The following is a 23,452-nucleotide window of genomic DNA, read 5'->3' as shown; positions in this document are numbered from 1 at the left end:
TCATGGAAATTTCAGTTATCATACCTGTATATAACAAAGAATCATATATCAAAGGCTGCATAAGAAACATCTTATCTCAAGACTTTGATAGTTTCGAAATAATAGTGGTTGATGACGGGAGTAATGATTGTTCCGGAATAATATGTGATGAAATAGCAGCTAAGGAAAATAAGTTACACGTTTTTCATATCCCTAACGGAGGCGTTACAGCTGCACGGAAATATGGTTTGGAACATTCTAATGGAAAATTTATTATGTTTGTTGATGCTGACGACATATTATTACCTAATGGACTAAAAGTAACATATGAAGCGATAAAACGTACTGATGCTGACGAAATCATCGCAACATATAAGACACAATATGGGACCAATATAACTTCTGGTTATGATGGTTATGAAGAAAACGAGTTACTAATAAAGGATCTTCTTGGAAGCAAACTGCATTTTTGTCTCTTATGGGGGATACTTTATAAAAGAGAGCTCTTATCAGGATGTATGGATACTCCAAGAGAGATAATAGAAGGCGAAGATATAATGATGCAGATAAAATGCTTGATGAAATCTCCAAAGGTCTATTTCATTCAAAATTGTATTTATCAATACAACATTGGAATACCAAACAAACGGAATGTGGGTTTGGAAATGGCAATAACTTACGATAAAATTTTAAAAGAAAGTCTAAGTACTAAGTGGGATACGTTCCATTCATATTATGTTCTACATAAAATAAAGGTATACGAAGATTTTATTGAGCGTAAGCAATTCTATGTTTTTGATAAATATTATAAATCATTACGCAATGAAATAGATAATAGCATATCAATACCCAATAGAATAATTGTGATGTTGAATCCACGGATAAGTCGTTTTATAATAATAGCTTATAGATGGTTTAACAAAATTAGAAGTAAAGGTATTTTGTAAATAGTATTCCATTATACGCCCATAAATATATTGTAATTAAAGATAATAGCGTTCTATAGAATACGACTTTCTTTCTACTTGAATTTTTGAATATGTAGGCAATAGATATAGGAATTACGAACAGCCAGTGTGGCCCCATAATATAAACCTCATCAATACCGAACTTCATAATAATATGGATTAATATATCGAACATGAATCCGGATATGCAAATCCATAATAATTTTTCTTTTCGTCCGCACCAAACACCATAAGCAAACAATATAAAAATAATGGCTTCTACTATATAATTATAAACATGATTGTAAGTAACGACAGATGGACGTGATATCATTTGGTCTTCAAGCAGATGACTTTGATGGAGCTGTATCGACTCTCCAAATAGATTCTCGACAACTGCATCTTTACGAGATAATACTTTTTTTGTTGATATAGCTGAATCGCTATTATTACCTAATGTAGGTAATGAAGGTAGACCATATTCTAGCACACAAGCAGATATTATAATCAGAATAGGTATAATTACAGATAGAAAGAACTTTTTTGTTTTGAAAAATGATTTTCCATTAGTAAACATTGAGGCAATAAAAACTTTTGCTCCATTCGTTATAGTAGTGCCAGAAGAAAGCAGGAACAGCAAAGCTATCTGCCATGACTTAAAAGTTTTCTTTTCTTTTATTTTAGAGCCTGCAATATATAATGTGAGTAGCAAAATAAAAATAGATATAGCAAAATGATCAGGCACAGCTACAGCAATCATTATATAAGCAAAAGAGAACAAAAAAGCTGAAAGTATAATAGAATCTATCTTATTTATTTCTATTATTTCCCTTAATATTCTGTAAGTATATATATATGAATAGAATCCACAAAAGAGCAACAGTATCGCATATACAAATTGTGCCATATTAATACCGGTAAGGCTCATCAAGCAAATATTAAGAAGATATAGAGGGTACATCATCCAAGCCAGCAAAGGATGTCTATATTGTGCATAGTAATCTCCCCATTTTGAAAGAGTGATATAGTTAAGTGCATCAAATCCGGATATATGAAATTTCCCAAAGAACAAATTCCAATAACCTCCATTTACATCCGGACTAAAAATATAATAGTATCGATATATAACCATGGCATTAAGCAACAATAATATTGTAAATGCAACAGCTGCTAGAGGATATTCGTCTCTATATATTTTGAAAATCTTCATATCTTATTTAAATAAATATTCTGAATATAGCCAAACATTGTGTATGAAAAGATAGCATGATATTGCTAAAATTAATCCTCGCAGAATATATAGAGTTTTACCTTTTAAAGACTTTATAAAATAAGCTATCGCTATAGGTACGACAAACAACCAATGCGGACCCATAATGTATATTTCGTTTATTCCAAATCCTAGTCCAAGGTGAAGCAACATATCAATTGCGAAGCAAGACATGCACAGCCATAAAAAACGATTAGACCGACCAAACCATATGCCGGTAATAAACAATAATATAATAATTGATTCAACAAGATAACTTATAATAGAATGATATTTTACTATGATAGGACGATTGAAATATAATACGTCCTCTAGAAGATGATCTTTATGCAATTGTATAGACTCTCCAAATAGATTTTCAACGATTGTGCCTGTCCGTGAAGTTGTTGTATCAGTCCAACTCAAAAATCCATTATTCGTTATTGGTTTACCTTTTTGTCTCCATGGCTCATGTATTGTTGCCATATATATAGCATGTGCACGGTGCTTCATAACAAGTTTTACAGCATTAGCTATTTTTACAGAATCCTTGTCGCTTGCAGTATCTGATACAATTCTATATATACTATCTTTTTCATTCTTTATCTGCTGCGCTTTAGCTATGTTGCGGAGCTCCTCACCTGGCAATATATAAGTCTTATATTCATAGCTACAAAATAGCCACAAAAATATGATAGGCAAAATTACTATTAATAAAATATTTAATGGACGAAATATTTTTTTGCCATTAGCAAATAATACAGACAACAGAACTTTAGCTCCATTATTTAGTGTAATGCCAGCTGAGGCAAGAAATAAGATGACAGACTGCCATCTTTTAAATTCAGTGTGATTACGTATTTTTACTCCCGATATATATAATGTAAATATTATAACAAACATTGATAATGAAAAATGATCGGGAACAGTTATTGAAACTATTATATAAGCAAAAGAGAAAAACATAGTAGCAAGCAATGTAGAATCAATATTGCTCAAGCATATGACATCTCTAAATATACGACGAATAAAAATAAAAGAATAGAAAGCACTTAATATTAATATTGATGCTACAATATACTGAGAAAAATTTAACCCGGTAATACTCATAAGGCCATAGTTAATGAGGTATAGTGGATACATCATAAAAGCCAAAAGAGGATGGCGGTATACATTATATTGGACTGTCCATCCTGTTACTACAGAGTATGTTATTGGATCATATCCTGATATATGGAAATAGCGTAGAAACACTTGCCAATAATCATCCCCTGTATTATGTATAAACACACTATTGTATTTATATATTACCAACGCATTAAGAAGGATTACGACTAGTAATGCGACTGTTGCCGGTAATCTTTCCTCTTTACGTATTCTAAAAATATTCATTAAATTAGTCATCTTTATCGCTTCAAAAAAAACCTTACTAATACAAAATTTGTTGGTACACAAATGCAAAACATTGGTATTTGTGCCCAATTCTTACTAACTCCTACCCATATAAAAAGATTAAGTAATCCTGTCTGCATAAGGTAGTTTATTAAATGTGAAAATGCAAATCCAAGTCCATGTTTTGTATTCGTCTCAACATTAAATGTATATTTTGTTGAGGCATAGAAATTAAACATAAAACTTACCAAATAACCAACTGTATTTGCCAATGTGGGATTAAGTATATACAAAAATAGCCTATATACAGTAAACTGTATTATTGTTGCAATACCACCAACTATTAAGAATCTTTTTATTTCATGAATATTGTTATTATCCTTTTTTCTAAAAGGTTTATAATATCCTTTATCTGCATACTCTAACATTTCTTTGTCCCCACAACTATCTCCATAAGCTAATAATGTATAATCGGCACGTGGTTGGCAAACTGCATTTATACGATTTACTTTCTCTATCCCATAACAATTCTTTGTTAAGAAACGGCCGGTAATCAGCCCATCTTTAATATCTATTTTTGTTCCTAATACCGTAACTTCCAATCCTTCAAAAAATGGTTTCACCCAGTTATCTATACTAGCACTTACTATAAGAACTTTTGCGCCTTCTTTTATAGCTTTTTGAACAGTACTCATGCCTTCTTTTCGGAGTAGATATTTTTTATCCGCCGCAAAATCAATACAATATCTATTAAAATCAACAATAGAGCATCCTCTATAAAAATAAGAGAAGATTCGTTGCTTTACTTTCCAATTTGGATACAAATGAATTTTCATAAGTATAAGCAATGGGGAAAAAAGCAAAAAACCTAATACAAAAGATGCATTACCATTTGTATATCGTATAAACTCTAGTAAAGTATCTCTATCAGTAAGCGTTCCATCAAAATCGAATGCTTCTATTCTCATTTCAATATATATATTATAAACATAAAAGACAAGGCCCAAAGTAATACTATCAACTGAGTAAACCTATCACGCAACATAACCTTTGTAGGATCACCGCTCCTTTTATCAACTACAGTTATTTGAATGTATCTCAATAGTCCCAATATTACGAATACACTAGTAAGATATAAATATCTAGTATGCAACTGAGCAATAACTTCTGGCGATACTGTATACATTATATAACATACGAGTGTTACAGAGGCAGTGATTGTAATTGCTTGGTTAATGAATGTAATATTATAACGAATTGTATTTTTGCGTGGAGCCTCTCCTGTTTCATTCATCATTATTACATCATCACGCCGTTTAGCAAAAGAAAGAAATAGCGTAAGAAGAAATGTCATAAGAACAATCCAATGGCTCAACACAATATTCGCAGCAAGACCTCCTGCAAGTATTCTAAGAACAAAACCAAATGCGATTATACATACATCGACAATAGCGTATTGCTTAAACTTTGCACAATAGAAGATATTTAAGACCCAATATGAAAGTATTACGGCTATGACTAACCAACAATTATACGAGTTCTCATATGCATTAAATTGAAAAAGGCTTAGTGATGATACTATAGATAATATTATCATAATAATCATCAACATATAACCCTTAGTTACGGAAACTGAGCCTGATGCAATCGGGCGAAGACGCTTTACTGGATGTTTACTATCTGCTTCCTTATCAAGTATATCGTTAAAACAATATATTGATGATGAGGCGAAACTAAATGATAAGAATGTTATAAAACCTGTTATCATATCAGATTTGTCACAAAGGCTACCTCCAAAAAAAATTGGAACTAAAACAAATATATTTTTTAGCCATTGTTTAGGTCGTATTAATTTTATTATATCTCTCATCTGACAGAATATTTATTATATAAGGCTGTGATTTTATCTGTTATATAAGTTACCACTTTACTTAAAAGCCAACCTGCTAGTGCTGATATCAATGTCGTTATAATAAAAGTGAGCCAAAAGCCGAGTCGCAAAGTATTAACTTGTACAATAACAAAATGCGCATGCAATAAGTACACTTCTAAACTTATGCCACCAATAAAAGAAAACGATTTCAAAAGCCATTTTGGCGCATAATCAAGAACAACTACCAATAACAATATAAGTGAAACTGTTAGTGGAATATAATTCATTCGTTCAAGTATTTGTGGATAATGGCCCCTCCATACCATCTCAAAGTTTATGCATACTAGCAAACTCATCATAAACAATATGATCAATAACCATATTGAAGATTTATCTATTGTACGTTTCTGCCTAACGAGTTCACCACAATTTATACCTAAGAGAAATATTGGTATCCTACTCCAAAATATTTCGACATGGCCAACAAGAGAACTAATGGGTGCAACATATTGCTGCATAAAGCAGAATATTATAGCAACAACAGGGAGCCATCTATATACAGGGCGCTTTGATATTAAAGACATGTACGCTGGTGCAAACATATACATCATCATTATTGCAGGCACATACCAAAATGTAAGATCATCTATTCTCCAAAAGCTCCAATTAAATGTTATATTAGCAATTAAATCAAGTACATTCCTACTATAACCTGCATGATACAAATAATTAGGAATATAGAACAATGGAGCAATTATTATCCATGTTGGATATATACGAAGATAACGACGCCAATAGAAATGTTTCAAATTAGGCTTTTTAGTCCAAGAATACCATAAACCTATCCCGCTTAAGAATAGAAATATATCAACGCCGACATTTCCACATTTTACAAGTCCCCATAAGATATACTTATGATCCATGCCTATATGGAACATTATTATAAAAAGCATTGCAATGCCCATAATGGCACTACGATATTTGCTTATGTTGCCTATTTCAATTTCGGTTTTCAATTTCGGTTTTCAATTTCGGTTTGGGAATATAACGGAAAATATATTTAAATATCCAAGCAAGAACTATTGAGGTTAGCAAGTATATTACTATACCTGTCCAGACCATACCATGATAAGACATTGGTATTATGATTTCTCTCGTTATAGGATGCGCTACGAAAAGAGCTGCAGATATTGCGCCTAACCATACAAATGCTTTCATTATAAGAATTGGTAGTATTTTAACGAACCCCAATGTAGCTGTCACAACAAAAAGAGGAGTCCACAACCATGCGTGGAAATTAAAACTTGACAAGCAAACAATCACTACCGAGACAAATGTAACAACAGCATATGTAGTTTTTTTTAATTCTCTACCATAACGGGCAAACAATATGCCAACTCCAAAAGGCAACATTCCACTAAAGAAATTATATCTTAGTCTATTAATCGTATCACCTGCCGGATCACAAAATTCTTGAATAAGCCAGCAGAATATTATCATCCCTACAGTAACTCCCCAATGTCTTCTATAAAGAAATGCCCTATAAACTACGTATAGTTCTATCATTAATCCAAAAAACCAATATGGGCCTGGCTTTATAATATGGTCCGGATCTGGAAGTATATTTATATACATTAGCATTTGGGCCATTATATTACCTACTGTATAATCATGATATCCACTGGGATGAAGGAAACACACAAGAACGAATGCTATATAACCTAGGAACATAAGACGAAAAAGTTTCAGATAATGATAGCTAACAAAAGCAAAAGGCTTAACAACATTAGTATTTTTCCCTTCATACTTCATAACAAGACCATAACCACTTACAAAAAGAAATATAGGTACACCATAGCACCCAAAAAATGAGAACAGATCTAACATGCAGTTTGGCCCTATACTCACGACACTTTTTAATAACATATTAGGCCATTTGCTTTCAAAGGTATATTCATTTTCCTGTACGACTGGCAGAAAATGGCAATAGTTGTGTAAAATAATGCCCAATATTGCTATACCCCTTAAAGCCTTTGATTCGGCTATACTTATTAGTTGTTTACTCATTATTTCTTTTCCAATTTATTATAATCAGTAGTAAGTTTTAACATTCTGGGTCTATTCACATCATAATCAGGACTTAACAAGTTGAATTTAGATTTATATTGGGGACAATGTATACCTGCAAGATATAAAAGCATATGCGACAAATTATCCGTCATAAAAGGACGTGTCTTTGCATCAACGATTTCTTTAAAAATGTATGGATGTGTCGTAGCATATTTATGAGAGCACCATATCCAAAATGGTATTTCGAATTCCTCACGTGCAAGTCTATAGTCAATACCAGATGAGTGCAAGCGACCATAAAAATGATAATCATTGTCAAAGCACTCCTCTCCATGGTCTGGCATGTAAATTACGATTGCATCTTCATTATAAAATTTATTTACAATACATGCGACAATAGAATCGTTATACCGTGTAGCATTATCATAATCTGACAATATGTATTTTTCTCTTCCGCTCAATGCAGGACGGTCATAGCTTTCTGGTTTAAAGAACTTTCTATCTGATGGGTAACGTTGTTTATAATTAACATGCTGCCCCATTAGATGAAATATTATAAGGTTATTTTTTCCATTATATTTGCGTAATTCGTCATAATCCTTCAATAGACCATCATCATAAGTATGAAGACTTGCATTACGTGTATCAAACTGTGATTTGCTTAATTGAGGATTATTCAAGAAAAATCCTCCACTAAAATCATAAACAGCTTCCTTTGCTTTTGGCAGGAACTGATTTGTTATGAAAGATACGTGATAACCAGCCTTTCTGAAAAGTTGTGGAAATAGGACCCCATCACACCAGTCTCCGGGCTCACCTAAAGCGTGAGTTGAAAATACATTTTTAAATACGTAACTCGTAAGATTCCATGGAGACACCACATCTGTAAAAGGTACTAATAGTCCAGTTTTTGCCAAAGCGACCTGTCTTGGGGTCGTTGGATGTTCGTACCCATATAATTGCGAATGATGTTTATTATAACTTTCTCCTATTATAAGAACGATGTTTTTACTGCGATATGAACAACTGTCTACTACAACTTTGTTCATTGACTCTATCAATTTTTCTACCTGTTTTGATGCAAGATGATTAGCATATATACTAAATATTAGTCTATATACTGGTAGATATAATTCTGCATGTCCTTTTTCTGTGAGGGTATGTTCAACATCACCAATATTGCTAGCTGACATCAAATGATATGTCGCTACTTTATTATGAGAGCATACAAAAGCTCCATATATCAAGAGCAATAACGCAGAGATACTAAAAAACGGCTGCAATATGCCAGATAAATTACGAGCATTATCATTGATTATTGCCTGAAGCATATAGAAACGTCCCTTCTTGCGATGCAAAGATCTGGAATAAAAAAGACATAATATGTGCAATATAATTATTAATATTACTATGCCGAGTAATGAGTTAAATATACCAGCAGTGATATAACCGGTGATAAATTCCCCTGCCTCTCTCCCATTAGTTTCGCCAACCAATAACAACATTGTAGGAGTAAGTGTCGATTCAAACTTCACATAACAAAAGACATCAACAATTGCAGCAAAATAAAGTATAACACAAATAATCCTCCTTACCAAGACTCTTATCCTTTTGGGTAATGCGACTAGAATCAGGCACAAGAAATATAAATCAAAAAAAAGCTCTATCCATGCTAACGGATATGATGTAGCGCCCTTCAAATGCAAAGGTATTTCATTTAAGGCACAGACCAATCCTAGTATGTACATAAAGACGAAGAACCGTGCATTATTCCTTATCGGATAAAACACTTTATTAATTAGGCGACAAAACTGACTAAAAAAAACCATTGAATTTGCAAATTTAATGCAAAAGTACTGCTTTTAATTTGTATTATAGCAAAATGCCACAATTTTAACGTTTTCGATATAAGCCTTCTTTGACTATATAATCTGCTACATCTGATGGAACTAAATTTTCAAATTGTTCCTCCCTTCTAATGCGCCCGCGAATTTGAGTACTGCTAATATTTACGAGTTGTGTATTTATTACTTTTACATTATCCGGTAACTTCTGATCGTTTATATAATAGTTTTTTCTTGGATAAATAGCTATTTTATACTTATGAAGTATATCTTCGTGTTTATACCATTTATCAAAACGTTGCCAATTGTCTGCGCCAATTAATAAGATAAAAGACCTGTCAGGATAATTAAGCGACAAACTCTCCAAAGTATTCCACATATATGATGGCTTAGGCATATGAAATTCATAATCACTTACAATCATATTCCTCTCATCCTTTAACGCTAAACGAACAAGTTCAAGCCGTCTCTCATCATCAAGAAGGATTTCTGAACATTTCAAAGGATTCTGAGGCGATACTACAAACCAGATTTCATCCAGTCCAAGTTGTTCAAGCATTTTCTTTGCAAGAAAGATATGACCATTATGAATTGGATTAAAAGATCCGCCATATATACCAGTCAGTAAACTCATCCTTATATTCGATGAAAATCCTTTACTCGTTAATAAATTCTTTTATTATATCAAATGATTCCTGCTTAGCCTTATCCAAGTTATCATTAACAATAACCTTATCAAACTTAGGAGCAAATGTCAACTCGTAAGCAGCTTTCGCCAAGCGATCCTCAATAACCTCAGGCGTATCTGTAGCTCTTCCCTCTAAACGATGTCTAAGTTCATCAATAGATGGAGGCTGAATAAAAACGCTCAAGGCCTTATTACCATATATTTTTTTTATGTTACAGCCACCTTTTACGTCAACGTCAAAAACAACGTTTTCACCTTTTCCCAACTGTTTCTCAACTTGTTGCTTTAGAGTGCCATAAAAACGATCCTTATACACCTCTTCATATTCCAAAAATTCATTTTTCTGAATACGTTTTTTAAATTCATCCGGTTCGATAAAAAAATACTCGACGCCATCTTTTTCACTACCTCGCGGCTGTCTACTGGTACAAGAAATACTGAAAGCCATATTCAGTTCTTTATGTTCCATCAACCAATTAATAATGGTACTTTTTCCACTACCACTTGGCGCAGAGAATATGATTAGTTTTCCTCTCATTAATTTAAAGTGCGTTTAAGACCTGTTCTTTTATTTGTTCAAGTTCATCTTTCATCTTTACAACAATATTCTGCATTTCGGCTTGGTTACTTTTACTTCCTGTTGTATTGATTTCACGTCCCATTTCCTGTGCAATAAAGCCAAGCTTTTTGCCTTGGCCATGACCCTCTTCCATCGTCTGTCTAAAATACTTAAGGTGATTGGTCAGTCTTTGTTTTTCTTCACTTATATCAAGTTTTTCAATATAGTATATAAGTTCCTGTTCCAAACGATTTTTATCATATTCGACTTCTGGTATACTCTTTAAGCCATCTATTATCTTTGTTCGAATCTTTTCAACACGATTTTTTTCGTAAGGTTCTATAAGCATTAACAGTTCATGTATGTTGTCAATTTTCTCATTAAATTTTTTCTGTAAAGCAGAACCTTCCTGCTTACGAAAATCTATTAAATGATTAATAGCATCATCTATAGCACTAAGAGCCACATTCCATTCTTCTTGATCCAAAACTTCTAAATCATTTTTGGCTGTAACATCAGGCATCCTCAATAATGTAGAGAACCAATCTTGCGGCTCTGGAATATTTGACTTTTTAGCTATATCCTTTATCTGACAATAATAATTTTCGACAAGAGTCGCATTTATAGGAGTGGGGCTTACTGTAACATCTTTCTCTATCCAGATACTGAAATCGATTTTCCCTCTTTCCAGCATTTTAGATATATTTTGACGTATCTCCATTTCTTTCTCCCTATATAGGGGGGCAATACGTACAGATAAATCCAGAGACTTACTATTTAATGATTTAATCTCAACATTAATCTTCTTTGTTTTATAGGTTGCGACTGACTTCCCGTAACCCGTCATTGATTGTATCATAATTACTTTCACGTTAAATTTATGCAAAAGTACAAAAAATGCGGGAAAAAAGAGTAAATTTGCATTTTATTTAGAATATATTTTAATTATGTCTTGCATTTTGCATATTGAAACGAGTACTAATGTGTGCTCTGTTGCCGTCAGTAACGAAGGTATTTGTATATTTAACAAAGAAGATCATAGTGGCCCCAACCATGCCATAAGTCTTGGCGTTTATGTCGACGAGGCTCTGTCTTTTATCGATAACCATGCGGTACATCTTGACGCAGTTGCTGTAAGTTGCGGTCCTGGTTCTTATACAGGTTTGCGTATAGGTGTCTCTATGGCTAAAGGTTTGTGCTACGGACGAAATATTAAGTTAATAGCACTTCCAACATTAGAAGTATTATCAGTACCTGTTCTTTTATCAGAAGAAGAATTACCTGAAAATGCTTTATTATGTCCAATGATAGATGCCAGACGCATGGAGGTATACGCAGGAATATATGACCGTTCGCTAAAAGAGATTTCTCCAATAAAAGCAAAGATAATAGATAGCGATTCATATAAAGATTTATTGGATAAACAGCCTATTTATTTTTTTGGAAATGGAGCTAGTAAGTGTGAAGATAAAATTTGCCACCCAAATGCGCATTTTGTAAAAGACATTGAACCACTTGCAAAAAACATGTTTCCATTAGCAGAGAAAAAGATGGCCCAATCTAAATTTGAGGATGTGGCATATTTTGTTCCATTCTATCTCAAAGATTTCATTGCCACCAAACCTAAGAAACTATTATAATATGGATATTGAAGGATTAGATTATAACACAAAGAGAGAAAAGCTTATTTTGCCGGAATTTGGTAGAGAAATCCAAAAGATGGTTGACTACGCCATTTCTTTGCCAGATAAAAACGAGCGTCAGATTTGTGCTGAAAGCATAATTGCGATAATGGGCAATATGTTTCCGCAAATGCGTGATGCCACAGACTACCAGCAAAAGTTGTGGGATAATCTTGCTATAATGAGCAATTTCAAACTAGATATAGATTATCCATACGATGTAAGTAATGCAAAAAAGATATCTACGAAACCTGCTCCAATGAAGTATCCTATGACTCAGATAAAAATCAGGCACTACGGTAAAATGATGTTTGAACTATTTGACAAACTTAAAGAGATGCCAGATGGTCCTGAAAAGAAAGAGCTAACACGAATTACTGCAAATCAAATGAAAAGAGACCTTTCACAATGGAGTCATGGCTCTATGGATGACGAAAAGGTCGCAAATGATCTGGCTAAATTTACCGATAGTAACATACAATTGGATCTTAATTCTTTCGAATTCGATGAGATAAAGGAGAACGACACTTTCGAAAACAACAAAAGACGTAAGAAAAAATTTTAATGCGCTGAATATGTCATCATTCATAATCGAAGGCGGGAATCGTTTAAAAGGAACAATAACGCCACAAGGAGCGAAGAATGAAGCTCTTGAAGTAATAGGTGCTACTTTGCTAACTGCAGAGAAAGTTCATATCAAGAATATACCAGACATTCTAGATGTAAAGAACCTTATCCAGCTTCTAAAGGATATTGGTGTAAAAGTTGAAAAGTTTTCGCCTAATGAATATACTTTTCAAGCAGATGATTTAAATTTAGAGTATTTACAAAGTGATGATTTCATAAAGAAATGTTCTCACTTAAGAGGCAGCGTACTACTAATAGGACCATTATTATCAAGATTTGGGAAAGCTGTTGTTGCAAAACCAGGTGGCGACAAGATTGGAAGAAGAAGACTTGACACGCACTTTCTTGGATTCAAATATCTTGGGGCAAAGTTTGTACACAATACAGAAAGAAATGTCTATGAGATAAATGGTCAGAATCTAAAGGGTTGTTATATGTTGCTTGATGAAGCTTCTGTTACAGGAACAGCCAATATAATAATGGCATCCGTTTTTGCAAAAGGAGCAACTACAATATATAATGCAGCCTGTGAGCCATATATCCAACAATTATGCCATATGTTGAATGGTATGGGAGCAAAGATAAGTGGGATAGCTTCGAATCTTATTACAATTGTAGGTGTCAAAGAATTGCATGGCATTACTCATACTATATTGCCGGATATGATAGAAGTAGGTTCCTTTATCGGAATGGCAGCAATGGTCGGAGACGGAATTCGTATAAAAGATGTTTCTCTAAAAAATCTTGGTATTATTCCAGATTCATTCAAACGTCTTGGCGTGAAAATGGATATAGAAGGAGATGACTTAATAATACCATATCAACCTCATTATCAGATAGATTCTTTTATAGATGGTTCATTCATGACACTTTCTGATGCGCCATGGCCAGGACTAACTCCTGATTTACTATCAGTACTATTAGTTGTAGCAACTCAGGCTAGAGGAAGTGTCTTATTCCACCAAAAAATGTTTGAGAGCCGTCTATTCTTTGTTGACAAGCTAATCGATATGAGAGCTCAAATTATTTTATGTGATCCACACCGGGCGGTAGTAGTTGGGCATGATCATAATATAAGACTGAAAGCAGGCCGGATGACAAGTCCCGACATTCGAGCAGGAATTGCACTGCTTATTGCCGCAATGAGTGCAAATGGTACAAGTAGAATAGACAATATCGAACAAATAGATAGAGGCTATCAGAACATTGAAGCAAGACTTAATAAAATAGGTGCGAAAATACAGAGAATTGATTAATTATGATATCACAAGAAAACGTTTACAAGATAGGAATACTTGGAAAGCCACATGGCATAAAAGGTGAATTGTCGTTCATGTTCAACGATGACGTATTTGATCGTGTGGACGCAGACTACCTTATTATATTAATTGATGGTATTCTAGTACCATTTTATATTGAAGAATATAGATTTCACGGAAATGATACTGCATTAGTCAAATTCTACGATATTGATGATTCAGATCGTGCTCGTGATCTTACAGGTTGTGAAGTATATTTTCCCAAAGCCCTATCTGATGTAGATGAGTTTGACAACTCTTGGGAAAGCATTGTTGGATTTGATGTTTTTAATGGCGACAACTACATTGGGGCTATATCATCTGTTGACACGTCTACAGAAAACATTCTTTTAAGCGTATCTACAAATGATGGAAATGAAATACTAATACCGGCTGCAGAAGAATTTATGAAGAATATTGACGCTGATAAAAATAAACTTGTTATGGAGTTGCCAGATGGGCTTCTCGATGTATAATAGATAATGTGATATGAAAAAACAGATAGCCATTTTAGGTTCTACTGGTTCAATCGGAACGCAAGCACTTCAGGTAATTGAAGAGCATAGCGACATATATGAAGTATATTGTTTAACAGCAAACAATAGCACAAAGAAATTAGCAGAACAGGCACGAAAATTCAAGCCGGCAGCAGTCGTAATTGCAAACGAAGACAATTATGACGAATTGAAGGACTTACTTTCGGACATGCCTGACATAAAAGTATACGCAGGAGCAAAAGCTCTCGAAGATATTGTAGAATCAGGACCAATAAACATTGTTCTTACAGCAATGGTAGGTTTTGCAGGTCTAAATCCTACTATACATGCAATAAAAGCGAGAAAAACAATTTGCCTTGCCAATAAAGAGACTCTTGTTGTGGCCGGTGAACTTATACGTAATCTTGCTACAAAATACCACACACCTATAATACCTGTTGACAGTGAGCATTCTGCAATTTTCCAAAGTCTTGTAGGTGAAGATGACAATCCAATTGAAAAGATATTACTGACTGCTTCAGGAGGACCATTCCGTAATTTCACTACTGAGCAACTTTCTAAGGTAACAAAAGCAGATGCCCTTAAACACCCAACTTGGGACATGGGAGCTAAAATAACCATAGATAGTGCCACAATGATGAACAAAGGTTTTGAAGTAATAGAAGCTAAATGGCTTTTTGGAGTCGATGCAAGTCATATCCAGGTATTAGTTCATCCACAATCTATTGTGCACAGTGCAGTTCAATTCCAAGATGGTGCTGTAAAAGCTCAGTTGGGAGTTCCAGACATGCGAATTCCAATACAATACGCATTCTCGTTCCCCAAAAGATTACATCTATCCTGCGATCGAATTGACTTATTCAAACAGCCTTTAGAATTTTCAGAGCCTGATTTGGAAAAATTCAGGTGTCTTAAATTAGCGTTCGAGGCTATAAAGCAAGGTGGAAACATGCCTTGCATCGTAAATGCAGCAAACGAGATTGTTAATCGAGGCTTCTTAGAAGATAAATGCAGTTTTAACGATATGAGTGATATAATTGAATCAACCATGAAGCGGGTAACCTTTGATAAGAATCCTACATATGATGTTTATGTTCAAACGGATAAAGAAGCACGCCTAATAGCAAAAGAATTAATGAAATAATTTAAAATTACCAATTTAATAAAATGGAAATATTTTTAATCCGACTATTGCAGTTTATGCTTGCAATATCGCTTTTAGTCCTGCTGCACGAAGGCGGACACTTCTTCTTTTCGAAACTTTTCGGGGTTCGTGTAGAGAAATTTTATCTTTTCTTCGATCCATGGTTTCACCTCTTCGAATTTAAACCGAAGAAGAGTGATACAACTTACGGTATAGGCTGGTTACCATTAGGAGGATATTGTAAAATATCCGGTATGGTTGATGAATCATTTGACACAGAACAGATGAAACAATCAGTTCAACCATACGAATTCAGGTCTAAACCTGCTTGGCAAAGACTCTTAATAATGATTGGCGGCGTGCTAGTTAATTTTCTTCTCGCTTTGTTTATATATTCTATGGTTCTATTCTATTGGGGTGATTCATATATACCTACAAAGAATATGAATATGGGTATGAAATTTAATGAACAAGCTAAAGAAATTGGATTTAAGGATGGTGATATATTACTTAATACAGACTCAAAAACATTCAAGGGATGGGACGGAGATATGTATAGAGCTATATCAAGTGCAAAAACTGTAGATGTATTACGAAACGGTAAGAAAGTCACTGTCAATATACCTGATGGCTTAAGTCTTCTCACTATGCTCAAAAGCGATCCAAAGTTTACGATGCCACTCATTCCATCTAAAATTGACAGCGTAATTGCAGGCAGTCCCGCAGCAAAAGCGAATATCAAAACTGGAGATATGATAATATCAATGAATGGCAAAACGATTGACTCATGGTTTACCTATCACGATATTATAGGCAGATTGAGTGATAAGATGACTTCGGCCAAGACTTCTAAAGACAGTATGTTGATACGTTCCGTAAAAGTCGTTTATACTCATAAAGCAACCAATGCCAAGGATACTGCAAATATATTGATGACTCCTGATTTGAAATTAGGTCTTATTGAAAGTAACATTCTTGATTATTACAAACCGGTACAAATAAATTATGGATTCTTTGAGAGTTTCCCTGCCGGTATAATGTACGGCTGTCATGTTTTACGAGGATACGTTGGCGACCTTAAATATGTCTTCACATCAGATGGTGCAAAATCACTTGGTGGTTTTGGTGCAATAGGAAGCCTATTCCCTCCTACTTGGGATTGGATGATATTTTGGCAAATGACAGCATTCTTAAGTATAATATTGGCATTTATGAATATATTGCCTATACCTGCATTAGACGGTGGGCATGTACTATTTTTATGCTACGAAATAATCACAGGCCGCAAGCCTAGTGATAAATTTATGATAAGGGCGGAATATGTAGGAATATCTATTTTACTACTGTTAATGATAGTAGCTAATATGAATGATATTTTGCGGTGGCTAGGCTATATGTAATAAATATACAGTTTAACATTTAATCACAAAAGAATAAACTAATACATTAACGGCCAAATAATTAATAAATTGTAATTATTTGGCCGTTTATTATATCATTCTGTTATTTATCTTTAAATGCCATATATTATGTTATGCAAAATGTGTCATTTTGGAATGAAAATGCGTAATTTTGCAACCAATTTGATAGGAAATTCAAGAATTTAATTAAATAAATGCAATTAAAAATGGGAAATGGATTGTATAATGCCGAGTACGAGCACGATGCGTGTGGCGTTGGTATGGTGGTGAATATCCACGGTAACAAAAGCCACGAACTTGTAGATAACGCATTGCGTGTACTTGAGAACATGCGTCACCGCGGTGCAGAGGGTGCCGACAACAAAACAGGTGATGGCGCCGGTATTTTGTTGCAGATACCACATGAGTTTATTTTACTTCAGGGTATCCCTGTGCCTGAAAAAGGTAAATATGGAACAGGACTTGTATTTTTACCCAAGGATGAGAAAAAACAGAGTGACATTCTCAGCATAATGATTGAAGAAATAGAACGAGAAGGTCTTTCTCTTATGCACCTCCGTAATGTTCCTACCAACCCAGATTGTTTAGGCAATGCAGCACTATCAACAGAACCTGTTATAAAGCAGATTTTTGTAACTGGTGTCACTGATGACAAAGTACCAAGTGTTGAACGTACTCTATATATTATCCGTAAGAAAATAGAACGTAGAATAGACGATAAGGACTTTTATATATGTTCACTATCCAGCAAGAATATTATTTATAAGGGTATGCTTTCAAGCTTACAGCTTCGTCAGTATTTCCCAGACTTAACCAATAATTATTTTACCAGTGGACTGGCTTTGGTTCACTCAAGATTCTCAACTAACACATTCCCTACATGGAGTTTGGCACAACCATTCCGCCTACTCTGCCACAATGGCGAAATTAATACGATACGTGGTAATCGCGGTTGGATGCAAGCACGCGAATCTGTATTAAATTCTCCTGCTCTTGGAAACATCAAAGATATTTCGCCTATTGTACAACCTGATATGAGTGATTCAGCAAGTTTGGATAATGTATTTGAGTTCTTCGTTATGAGTGGACTTTCATTACCTCATGCTATGTCTGTTATGGTTCCTGAAAGTTTCAATGACAAGAATCCAATATCTGAAGACCTTAAGGCTTTCTACGAGTACCACTCTATATTAATGGAGCCATGGGACGGGCCTGCTGCATTACTGTTTAGCGACGGTAGATATGCAGGTGGTATGTTAGACCGTAATGGTCTACGTCCAGCACGATACACAATCACAAAGAACGACACTATGGTTGTTGCTTCTGAGGTTGGTGTTATGGACTTTGATCCTACAGAGATTGCAGAAAAAGGACGCCTACAACCTGGTAAAATTTTACTTATTGATACACAGGAAGGCAAAATATATTACGATGGTGAGATTAAAGAGCGCCTAGCTAGTGCTCATCCTTATCGTCAATGGTTATCTACAAACCGTATACAGTTAGAGAAACTGAAGAGCGGTCGTAAGGTAAGTAACAGCATTGACGAGTTAGTACGCCACGAAACACTATTTGGATTCGGAGAGGAAGATGTAGACAACACAATAGTTCCGATGAGTACAAAAGGTGTTGAACCTACAGCAGCTATGGGTAATGATACACCGCTGGCTGTTCTTAGCGATAGACCACAAATATTCTTCAATTATTTCCGTCAGCAGTTTGCACAGGTTACTAATCCTGCCATCGACTCTATACGAGAAGAACTGATAATGTCTCTAACCGAATATATCGGACGCGTGGGCACAGGTATTCTTACTCCTGATGAGACAAATTGCAAGATGGTACGTCTTCCACACCCTATTTTGACCAATACACAACTCGATATAATTTGTAACATACGTTATAAAGGATTCAATACCGTCAAACTGCCTATCCTTTTCGAATGCGCAAAAGGAGAAGACGGTTTGCGTGAAGCCCTTGACAACTTATGCAAAGATGCTGAGAAAAGTGTTGACGATGGTTATAACTATATTATATTATCAGACCGTGAAGTTGACGAGACACACGCGGCTATACCTTCTCTATTGGCAGTAAGTGCCGTACACCATTATTTAATATCTATAGGCAAGCGCGTACAGACAGCGCTTATAGTAGAAAGTGGTGAAATACGCGAAACGATGCACGCTGCCCTACTTCTAGGTTATGGTGCATCTGCACTTAACCCATATATGACATTTGCTATTCTTGACGACCTTGTTAAGAAAGGTAAGATACAGGAAGATTATAATACAGCAGAAGCAAACTATATTAAGGCTATTAAGAAAGGATTATTCAAAATAATGGCCAAGATGGGTATTTCTACAATCCGCTCTTATCGCGGTGCAAAGATATTTGAGAGTATCGGACTTTCAGAGAGTTTGCTTAATAGCTATTTCGGTACTGAAATTTCAACTATTGGTGGTATCGGTCTTGAAACGATCGCTCGTGACGCTATAAAGCTGCACAACGAAGCTTTCTCTAAGAAGGCTCAAACAGACTTCCTTCCAAATCTTGGACAATTCCACTATCGTAAAGATGGCATTAAGCACGCTTGGAATCCTGAAACGATAGCAACTCTTCAGTTAGCCACACGTTTCAATGACTACAAAAAATATAAAGAATATACTCATTTGGTTGACGAGAAAGAAGATCCAATCTTTATACGTGATTTCTTCGATTTCAAACGCAACCCAATCTCTATAGATAAGGTTGAACCGATTGAAAGCATCGTTAAGCACTTCGTTTCTGGTGCGATGAGTTTCGGTGCACTAAGTTCTGAGGCTCACGAAGCTATTGCACTTGCAATGAACAAAATCGGCGCACGAAGCAATACAGGTGAAGGTGGTGAAGACAATGATCGTTTCCACTCTACTGTAGATGGTATTAGCCTGTCAAGTAAGACAAAACAAATTGCATCAGGACGTTTTGGTGTTACTACTGAATATCTTGTCAATGCAGAAGAAATACAGATTAAGGTAGCTCAGGGGGCTAAACCTGGTGAAGGTGGACAATTGCCTGGTTTTAAGGTTAATGACATAATTGCAAAAACAAGACATTCGATACCTGGAATCTCACTAATTTCTCCTCCTCCTCACCATGATATATATTCTATAGAGGACTTAGCTCAGCTGATCTTCGACTTGAAGAATGTCAATCCTAAGGCTGCTATCAGCGTAAAACTTGTTGCAGAAAGTGGTGTTGGAACAATTGCTGCCGGTGTAGCTAAAGCAAAAGCTGATCTTATTGTAATATCCGGAGCAGAAGGTGGTACGGGAGCTTCTCCTGCATCCAGTATGCGTTTTGCAGGTATAAGTCCTGAAATAGGTCTTTCTGAAACTCAACAGACATTAGCAAGAAACGGACTTCGTGGTCAAGTTCGCCTGCAAGTAGATGGCCAGTTGAAAGATGGCCGTGATGTCATCATGATGGCTCTTCTTGGAGCAGAAGAATTTGGTTTCGGTACTTCACTCCTGATAACTCTTGGCTGTGTTATGATGAGAAAATGCAATCTAAACACTTGTCCTCTTGGTGTAACTACACAAGACCCTAAACTACGCAAGCACTTTATCGGCAAGTATCAGTATGTAGTAAACTACTTCACAATGCTGGCTCAGGAAGTTCGTGAATATCTCGCAGAAATGGGATATACAAAGTTAGATGATATCGTTGGACATACAGAACTGATCATTCCGAAAAAGGCAGCTAAAGGCAGCAAACCATCAATGCTTGATTTCAAACGTATATTACACAAGGAGACAAGTAATTGTACACTGTACCATACAACAAATCAGATACATGATTTGTCTGACGTTCTTGACCAGCAGATCATACGTGCTTCACGTAAAGCTGTTGATTCTCAAGAGGAAGTCAATCTTGATTATGCAATTAAAAATACAGACCGTGCAGTAGGTACAATGCTCAGTGGACTCATTGCTAAGAAATATGGAGAAGAGGCTTTGCCAGATTCTACTGTTAATATCAAATTCAAAGGTTCAGCAGGCCAGAGTTTTGGAGCATTCCTAGTTAAGGGCGTAAACTTCAAACTAGAAGGTGAGACCAATGATTACTTCGGAAAAGGACTTAGCGGTGGCCGTATCGCAATTTTACCACCATCACGCAGCAACTTCAACGCCGAAGATAACATCATAGCCGGAAACACCGGACTATATGGAGCCACAAGTGGTGAACTCTACGTAAATGGTAAAGTAGGTGAACGCTTTGGAGTACGTAACTCAGGAGCTATTGCCGTACTGGAGGGTGCTGGAGACCACTGTTGCGAGTATATGACCGGAGGTCGTGTAGTTGTATTAGGTGAAACAGGAAGAAACTTTGCAGCCGGAATGAGCGGTGGAGTAGCTTACGTATGGGATAAGAAGCACAACTTCGACTACTTCTGCAACATGGATATGGTAGAAATCAACCTTGTAGAAGACAGCAGCTATCGTAAAGAACTTCACGAACTGATACGTCAACATTATCTCTATACAGGTTCTAAACTGGCACGCACAATGCTTGACGACTGGAACCACTACGTAGAAGACTTCATTCAGGTTGTTCCTATTGAGTACAAAAGGGTACTTCAAGAAGAGCAGGTTAAGAAGTTACAACAGAAAATAGCAGACATGCAACGTGACTATTAAAAAATTAAGACAATGGGAAATCCTAAAGCATTTTTAACAATACACCGCAAAGAAGCGGGATATAGACCAGTCCTCGATCGTGTACACGATTTTGGAGAGGTAGAGCAGACATTAAATACTAACGATCGCATGACTCAGGCATCTCGCTGCATGGATTGCGGAGTACCTTTCTGCCATTGGGCTTGTCCACTAGGCAACAAGCCACCAGAGTGGAATGATGCGCTATATAAAGGAGATTGGGAGTTGGCATACCGCCTTCTCAACTCTACTAACGACTTTCCTGAGTTCACAGGACGCATTTGTCCTGCACTATGTGAGAAGGCGTGCGTTCTAAACCTTACAGACCACGAACCTACAACAAACCGTGAAGACGAATGTGCTATTACAGAGCATGCTTTCAAGGAAAATTATGTTCGTGTAGAAGTTCCTGAACGAAACGGCAAAAAAGTGGCTATAATAGGAGCAGGTCCTGCAGGACTTGCTACTGCCAACCAGCTTAACCTTAAAGGTTACACAGTAACAGTATATGATAAGAACGAGAGCGCAGGAGGACTATTACGTTATGGTATTCCTAATTTTAAACTGAATAAAGATATCATAGATCGCCGCATTGACATTTTAAGTCAGGAAGGTATTGAATTCAAATATAACGAGGGCATAGATTCAAATAAATTACCTAAAGGATACGATGCCTACGTGATTGCGACAGGTACACCGGTAGCACGTGATTTGAATATTCCGGGACGTGAGAATAAGGGTATCTATTTGGCGCTTGAACTACTTTCGCAGCAAAACAGATTGCTTGTAGGTGCCGAGGTTAAAAAAGAAGAAATCATCAATGCTAAAGGCAAAGATGTTCTTGTCATAGGTGGTGGTGATACTGGTTCAGACTGTATCGGTACAGCCCACCGTCAGGGTTGCAAGAGCGTAACTCAGATTGAGATTATGCCAAAACCTCCGGTAGGGCCGGAAGATCCTAATAGTCCATGGCCAAACTGGCCTCGCACTCTGAAGACAACATCTTCACACGAGGAAGGTTGTGTACGCCGCTGGAATATCAACTCTAACAAGTTTATTGGTAAAGACGGTAAACTAGTAGGTGTAGAAGTTGAGGAAATTTCTTGGAAACCAAATCCGGAAGGTGGACGTCCACTAATGGTAAAGAGTGGTAAACCGGAAGTAATCAAATGCGACCTTGTATTTTTGGCAATGGGATTTTTGAAACCGGAGCATCCTAAATTTGCAGATAACGTATTTGTTACCGGCGACGCTGAAAATGGTGCATCACTTGTAGTACGTGCTATGGCTAGTGGCCATAAAGCAGCTGATGATGTTGATAAATTCTTGAACAAATAATATCAAAATTTTTAAGATGTGAGGGCTGACTCGTAGTATAGAGTCGGCCCTTATTTTGTTAATAGTATCATCCTCAATAATTAACTTAATATTAGTTACCACATGTGGTTTCAGGTATAATCGTTAAAGAAAAGACAACTACTTAAG

At 35.8% G+C, this 23,452-nt stretch carries 19 protein-coding genes; 9 read left to right on the top strand and 10 right to left on the bottom strand.

The features are described from left to right. Positions 1-2 precede the first annotated feature (2 nt). Positions 3-926, top strand: a complete 924-nt coding sequence (locus XYLOR_RS12165) for a glycosyltransferase family 2 protein (RefSeq protein WP_036879997.1) — start codon at positions 3-5, stop codon at positions 924-926. Here XYLOR_RS12165 and XYLOR_RS12160 read toward each other — a convergent pair. The 10 genes from XYLOR_RS12160 to XYLOR_RS12115 form a co-directional block, all read right to left on the bottom strand. Further along, complete coding sequence (locus XYLOR_RS12160; RefSeq protein WP_036879994.1) at positions 904-2,136, bottom strand: DUF6080 domain-containing protein; 1,233 nt, start codon at positions 2,134-2,136, stop codon at positions 904-906. The two genes, XYLOR_RS12165 and XYLOR_RS12160, sit on opposite strands and share 23 nt — an antisense overlap. A 3-nt stretch (positions 2,137-2,139) precedes the next feature. Beyond that, the gene (locus tag XYLOR_RS12155) at positions 2,140-3,567 is read right to left on the bottom strand and encodes a DUF6080 domain-containing protein (protein ID WP_154655736.1); all 1,428 of its coding nucleotides are present in this window, start codon (positions 3,565-3,567) and stop codon (positions 2,140-2,142) included. A 14-nt stretch (positions 3,568-3,581) separates the two neighbouring features. Then, positions 3,582-4,535, bottom strand: coding sequence for an HAD-IB family hydrolase (locus XYLOR_RS12150; RefSeq protein WP_036881087.1), 954 nt, complete (start codon positions 4,533-4,535; stop codon positions 3,582-3,584). Then, positions 4,532-5,437 (bottom strand): decaprenyl-phosphate phosphoribosyltransferase, encoded by a 906-nt coding sequence (locus XYLOR_RS12145; RefSeq protein WP_036879988.1) that lies wholly within the window; start codon positions 5,435-5,437, stop codon positions 4,532-4,534. The genes XYLOR_RS12150 and XYLOR_RS12145 overlap by 4 nt, the downstream gene beginning before the upstream one ends. Next, positions 5,434-6,405, bottom strand: coding sequence for an acyltransferase family protein (locus tag XYLOR_RS12140; protein WP_051509062.1), 972 nt, complete (start codon positions 6,403-6,405; stop codon positions 5,434-5,436). Before XYLOR_RS12140 ends, XYLOR_RS12145 begins: the two co-directional genes overlap by 4 nt. Positions 6,406-6,439: 34 nt before the next feature. Continuing rightward, positions 6,440-7,507, bottom strand: a complete 1,068-nt coding sequence (locus tag XYLOR_RS12135) for an acyltransferase family protein (RefSeq protein WP_036879983.1) — start codon at positions 7,505-7,507, stop codon at positions 6,440-6,442. Further along, entirely contained in the window at positions 7,507-9,300 is a 1,794-nt protein-coding gene (locus XYLOR_RS12130) for a phosphoethanolamine transferase family protein (RefSeq protein WP_309477145.1), read from the bottom strand. The genes XYLOR_RS12135 and XYLOR_RS12130 overlap by 1 nt, the downstream gene beginning before the upstream one ends. A 103-nt stretch (positions 9,301-9,403) precedes the next feature. After that, entirely contained in the window at positions 9,404-9,988 is a 585-nt protein-coding gene (nadD, locus tag XYLOR_RS12125) for a nicotinate (nicotinamide) nucleotide adenylyltransferase (RefSeq protein ID WP_036879977.1), read from the bottom strand. 22 nt (positions 9,989-10,010) lie between these two features. Beyond that, positions 10,011-10,580, bottom strand: coding sequence for a guanylate kinase (gene gmk, locus XYLOR_RS12120; RefSeq protein WP_036879973.1), 570 nt, complete (start codon positions 10,578-10,580; stop codon positions 10,011-10,013). A gap of 4 nt (positions 10,581-10,584) precedes the next feature. Continuing rightward, the gene (locus XYLOR_RS12115; protein WP_036879970.1) at positions 10,585-11,460 is read right to left on the bottom strand and encodes a YicC/YloC family endoribonuclease; all 876 of its coding nucleotides are present in this window, start codon (positions 11,458-11,460) and stop codon (positions 10,585-10,587) included. Between the two features lie 88 nt (positions 11,461-11,548). On the opposite strand from XYLOR_RS12115, the gene tsaB reads away from it, so the two are divergent. From tsaB to XYLOR_RS12075, 8 genes are all read left to right on the top strand, one after another. Continuing rightward, entirely contained in the window at positions 11,549-12,241 is a 693-nt protein-coding gene (gene tsaB, locus XYLOR_RS12110) for a tRNA (adenosine(37)-N6)-threonylcarbamoyltransferase complex dimerization subunit type 1 TsaB (protein WP_036879967.1), read from the top strand. 1 nt (position 12,242) lies between these two features. Continuing rightward, positions 12,243-12,848: a DUF4290 domain-containing protein gene (locus tag XYLOR_RS12105; RefSeq protein ID WP_036879964.1), complete on the top strand. Its 606-nt coding sequence runs from the start codon at positions 12,243-12,245 to the stop codon at positions 12,846-12,848. 10 nt (positions 12,849-12,858) lie between these two features. Continuing rightward, positions 12,859-14,166 (top strand): UDP-N-acetylglucosamine 1-carboxyvinyltransferase, encoded by a 1,308-nt coding sequence (gene murA, locus XYLOR_RS12100; protein WP_036879962.1) that lies wholly within the window; start codon positions 12,859-12,861, stop codon positions 14,164-14,166. 2 nt (positions 14,167-14,168) lie between these two features. Continuing rightward, on the top strand, positions 14,169-14,684 hold the full coding sequence (rimM, locus tag XYLOR_RS12095; RefSeq protein ID WP_036879959.1) for a ribosome maturation factor RimM: 516 nt from the start codon (positions 14,169-14,171) through the stop codon (positions 14,682-14,684). 13 nt (positions 14,685-14,697) lie between these two features. Beyond that, a complete protein-coding gene (locus XYLOR_RS12090) occupies positions 14,698-15,849 on the top strand; it encodes a 1-deoxy-D-xylulose-5-phosphate reductoisomerase (RefSeq protein WP_036879956.1) in 1,152 nt (383 codons plus the stop codon). 23 nt (positions 15,850-15,872) lie between these two features. Then, the gene (rseP, locus tag XYLOR_RS12085; protein ID WP_036879954.1) at positions 15,873-17,249 is read left to right on the top strand and encodes an RIP metalloprotease RseP; all 1,377 of its coding nucleotides are present in this window, start codon (positions 15,873-15,875) and stop codon (positions 17,247-17,249) included. A 227-nt stretch (positions 17,250-17,476) separates the two neighbouring features. Next, positions 17,477-21,949 (top strand): glutamate synthase large subunit, encoded by a 4,473-nt coding sequence (gene gltB, locus XYLOR_RS12080; RefSeq protein ID WP_245602011.1) that lies wholly within the window; start codon positions 17,477-17,479, stop codon positions 21,947-21,949. A 12-nt stretch (positions 21,950-21,961) separates the two neighbouring features. Next, positions 21,962-23,305 carry a glutamate synthase subunit beta gene (locus XYLOR_RS12075; protein ID WP_036879950.1) on the top strand — a complete coding sequence of 448 codons (1,344 nt, stop codon included), beginning with the start codon at positions 21,962-21,964 and terminating at the stop codon, positions 23,303-23,305. Positions 23,306-23,452 lie beyond the last annotated feature (147 nt).

The sequence above is a fragment of the Xylanibacter oryzae DSM 17970 genome, assembly GCF_000585355.1.
In the GTDB taxonomy this organism is placed as follows: Bacteria; Bacteroidota; Bacteroidia; order Bacteroidales; family Bacteroidaceae; genus Prevotella; species Prevotella oryzae.
Note: the sequence above shows the minus strand (reverse complement) of the source record. Positions and strands in the feature narration are given on the sequence as shown.

Bases quoted from the DNA above. Each gene is read 5' to 3' on its own strand.
- XYLOR_RS12075 (WP_036879950.1), top strand. From the start codon at position 21,962: ATGGGAAATCCTAAAGCATTTTTAACAATACACCGCAAAGAAGCGGGA.
- XYLOR_RS12160 (WP_036879994.1), bottom strand. From the start codon at position 2,136: ATGAAGATTTTCAAAATATATAGAGACGAATATCCTCTAGCAGCTGTT.
- XYLOR_RS12165 (WP_036879997.1), top strand. From the start codon at position 3: ATGGAAATTTCAGTTATCATACCTGTATATAACAAAGAATCATATATC.
- gmk (WP_036879973.1), bottom strand. From the start codon at position 10,580: ATGAGAGGAAAACTAATCATATTCTCTGCGCCAAGTGGTAGTGGAAAA.
- gltB (WP_245602011.1), top strand. From the start codon at position 17,477: ATGGGAAATGGATTGTATAATGCCGAGTACGAGCACGATGCGTGTGGC.
- XYLOR_RS12145 (WP_036879988.1), bottom strand. From the start codon at position 5,437: ATGAGAGATATAATAAAATTAATACGACCTAAACAATGGCTAAAAAAT.
- XYLOR_RS12135 (WP_036879983.1), bottom strand. From the start codon at position 7,507: ATGAGTAAACAACTAATAAGTATAGCCGAATCAAAGGCTTTAAGGGGT.
- nadD (WP_036879977.1), bottom strand. From the start codon at position 9,988: ATGAGTTTACTGACTGGTATATATGGCGGATCTTTTAATCCAATTCAT.
- rseP (WP_036879954.1), top strand. From the start codon at position 15,873: ATGGAAATATTTTTAATCCGACTATTGCAGTTTATGCTTGCAATATCG.
- XYLOR_RS12105 (WP_036879964.1), top strand. From the start codon at position 12,243: ATGGATATTGAAGGATTAGATTATAACACAAAGAGAGAAAAGCTTATT.
- XYLOR_RS12155 (WP_154655736.1), bottom strand. From the start codon at position 3,567: ATGAATATTTTTAGAATACGTAAAGAGGAAAGATTACCGGCAACAGTC.
- murA (WP_036879962.1), top strand. From the start codon at position 12,859: ATGTCATCATTCATAATCGAAGGCGGGAATCGTTTAAAAGGAACAATA.
- XYLOR_RS12150 (WP_036881087.1), bottom strand. From the start codon at position 4,535: ATGAGAATAGAAGCATTCGATTTTGATGGAACGCTTACTGATAGAGAT.
- XYLOR_RS12140 (WP_051509062.1), bottom strand. From the start codon at position 6,405: ATGGGCATTGCAATGCTTTTTATAATAATGTTCCATATAGGCATGGAT.
- tsaB (WP_036879967.1), top strand. From the start codon at position 11,549: ATGTCTTGCATTTTGCATATTGAAACGAGTACTAATGTGTGCTCTGTT.
- XYLOR_RS12115 (WP_036879970.1), bottom strand. From the start codon at position 11,460: ATGATACAATCAATGACGGGTTACGGGAAGTCAGTCGCAACCTATAAA.
- XYLOR_RS12090 (WP_036879956.1), top strand. From the start codon at position 14,698: ATGAAAAAACAGATAGCCATTTTAGGTTCTACTGGTTCAATCGGAACG.
- rimM (WP_036879959.1), top strand. From the start codon at position 14,169: ATGATATCACAAGAAAACGTTTACAAGATAGGAATACTTGGAAAGCCA.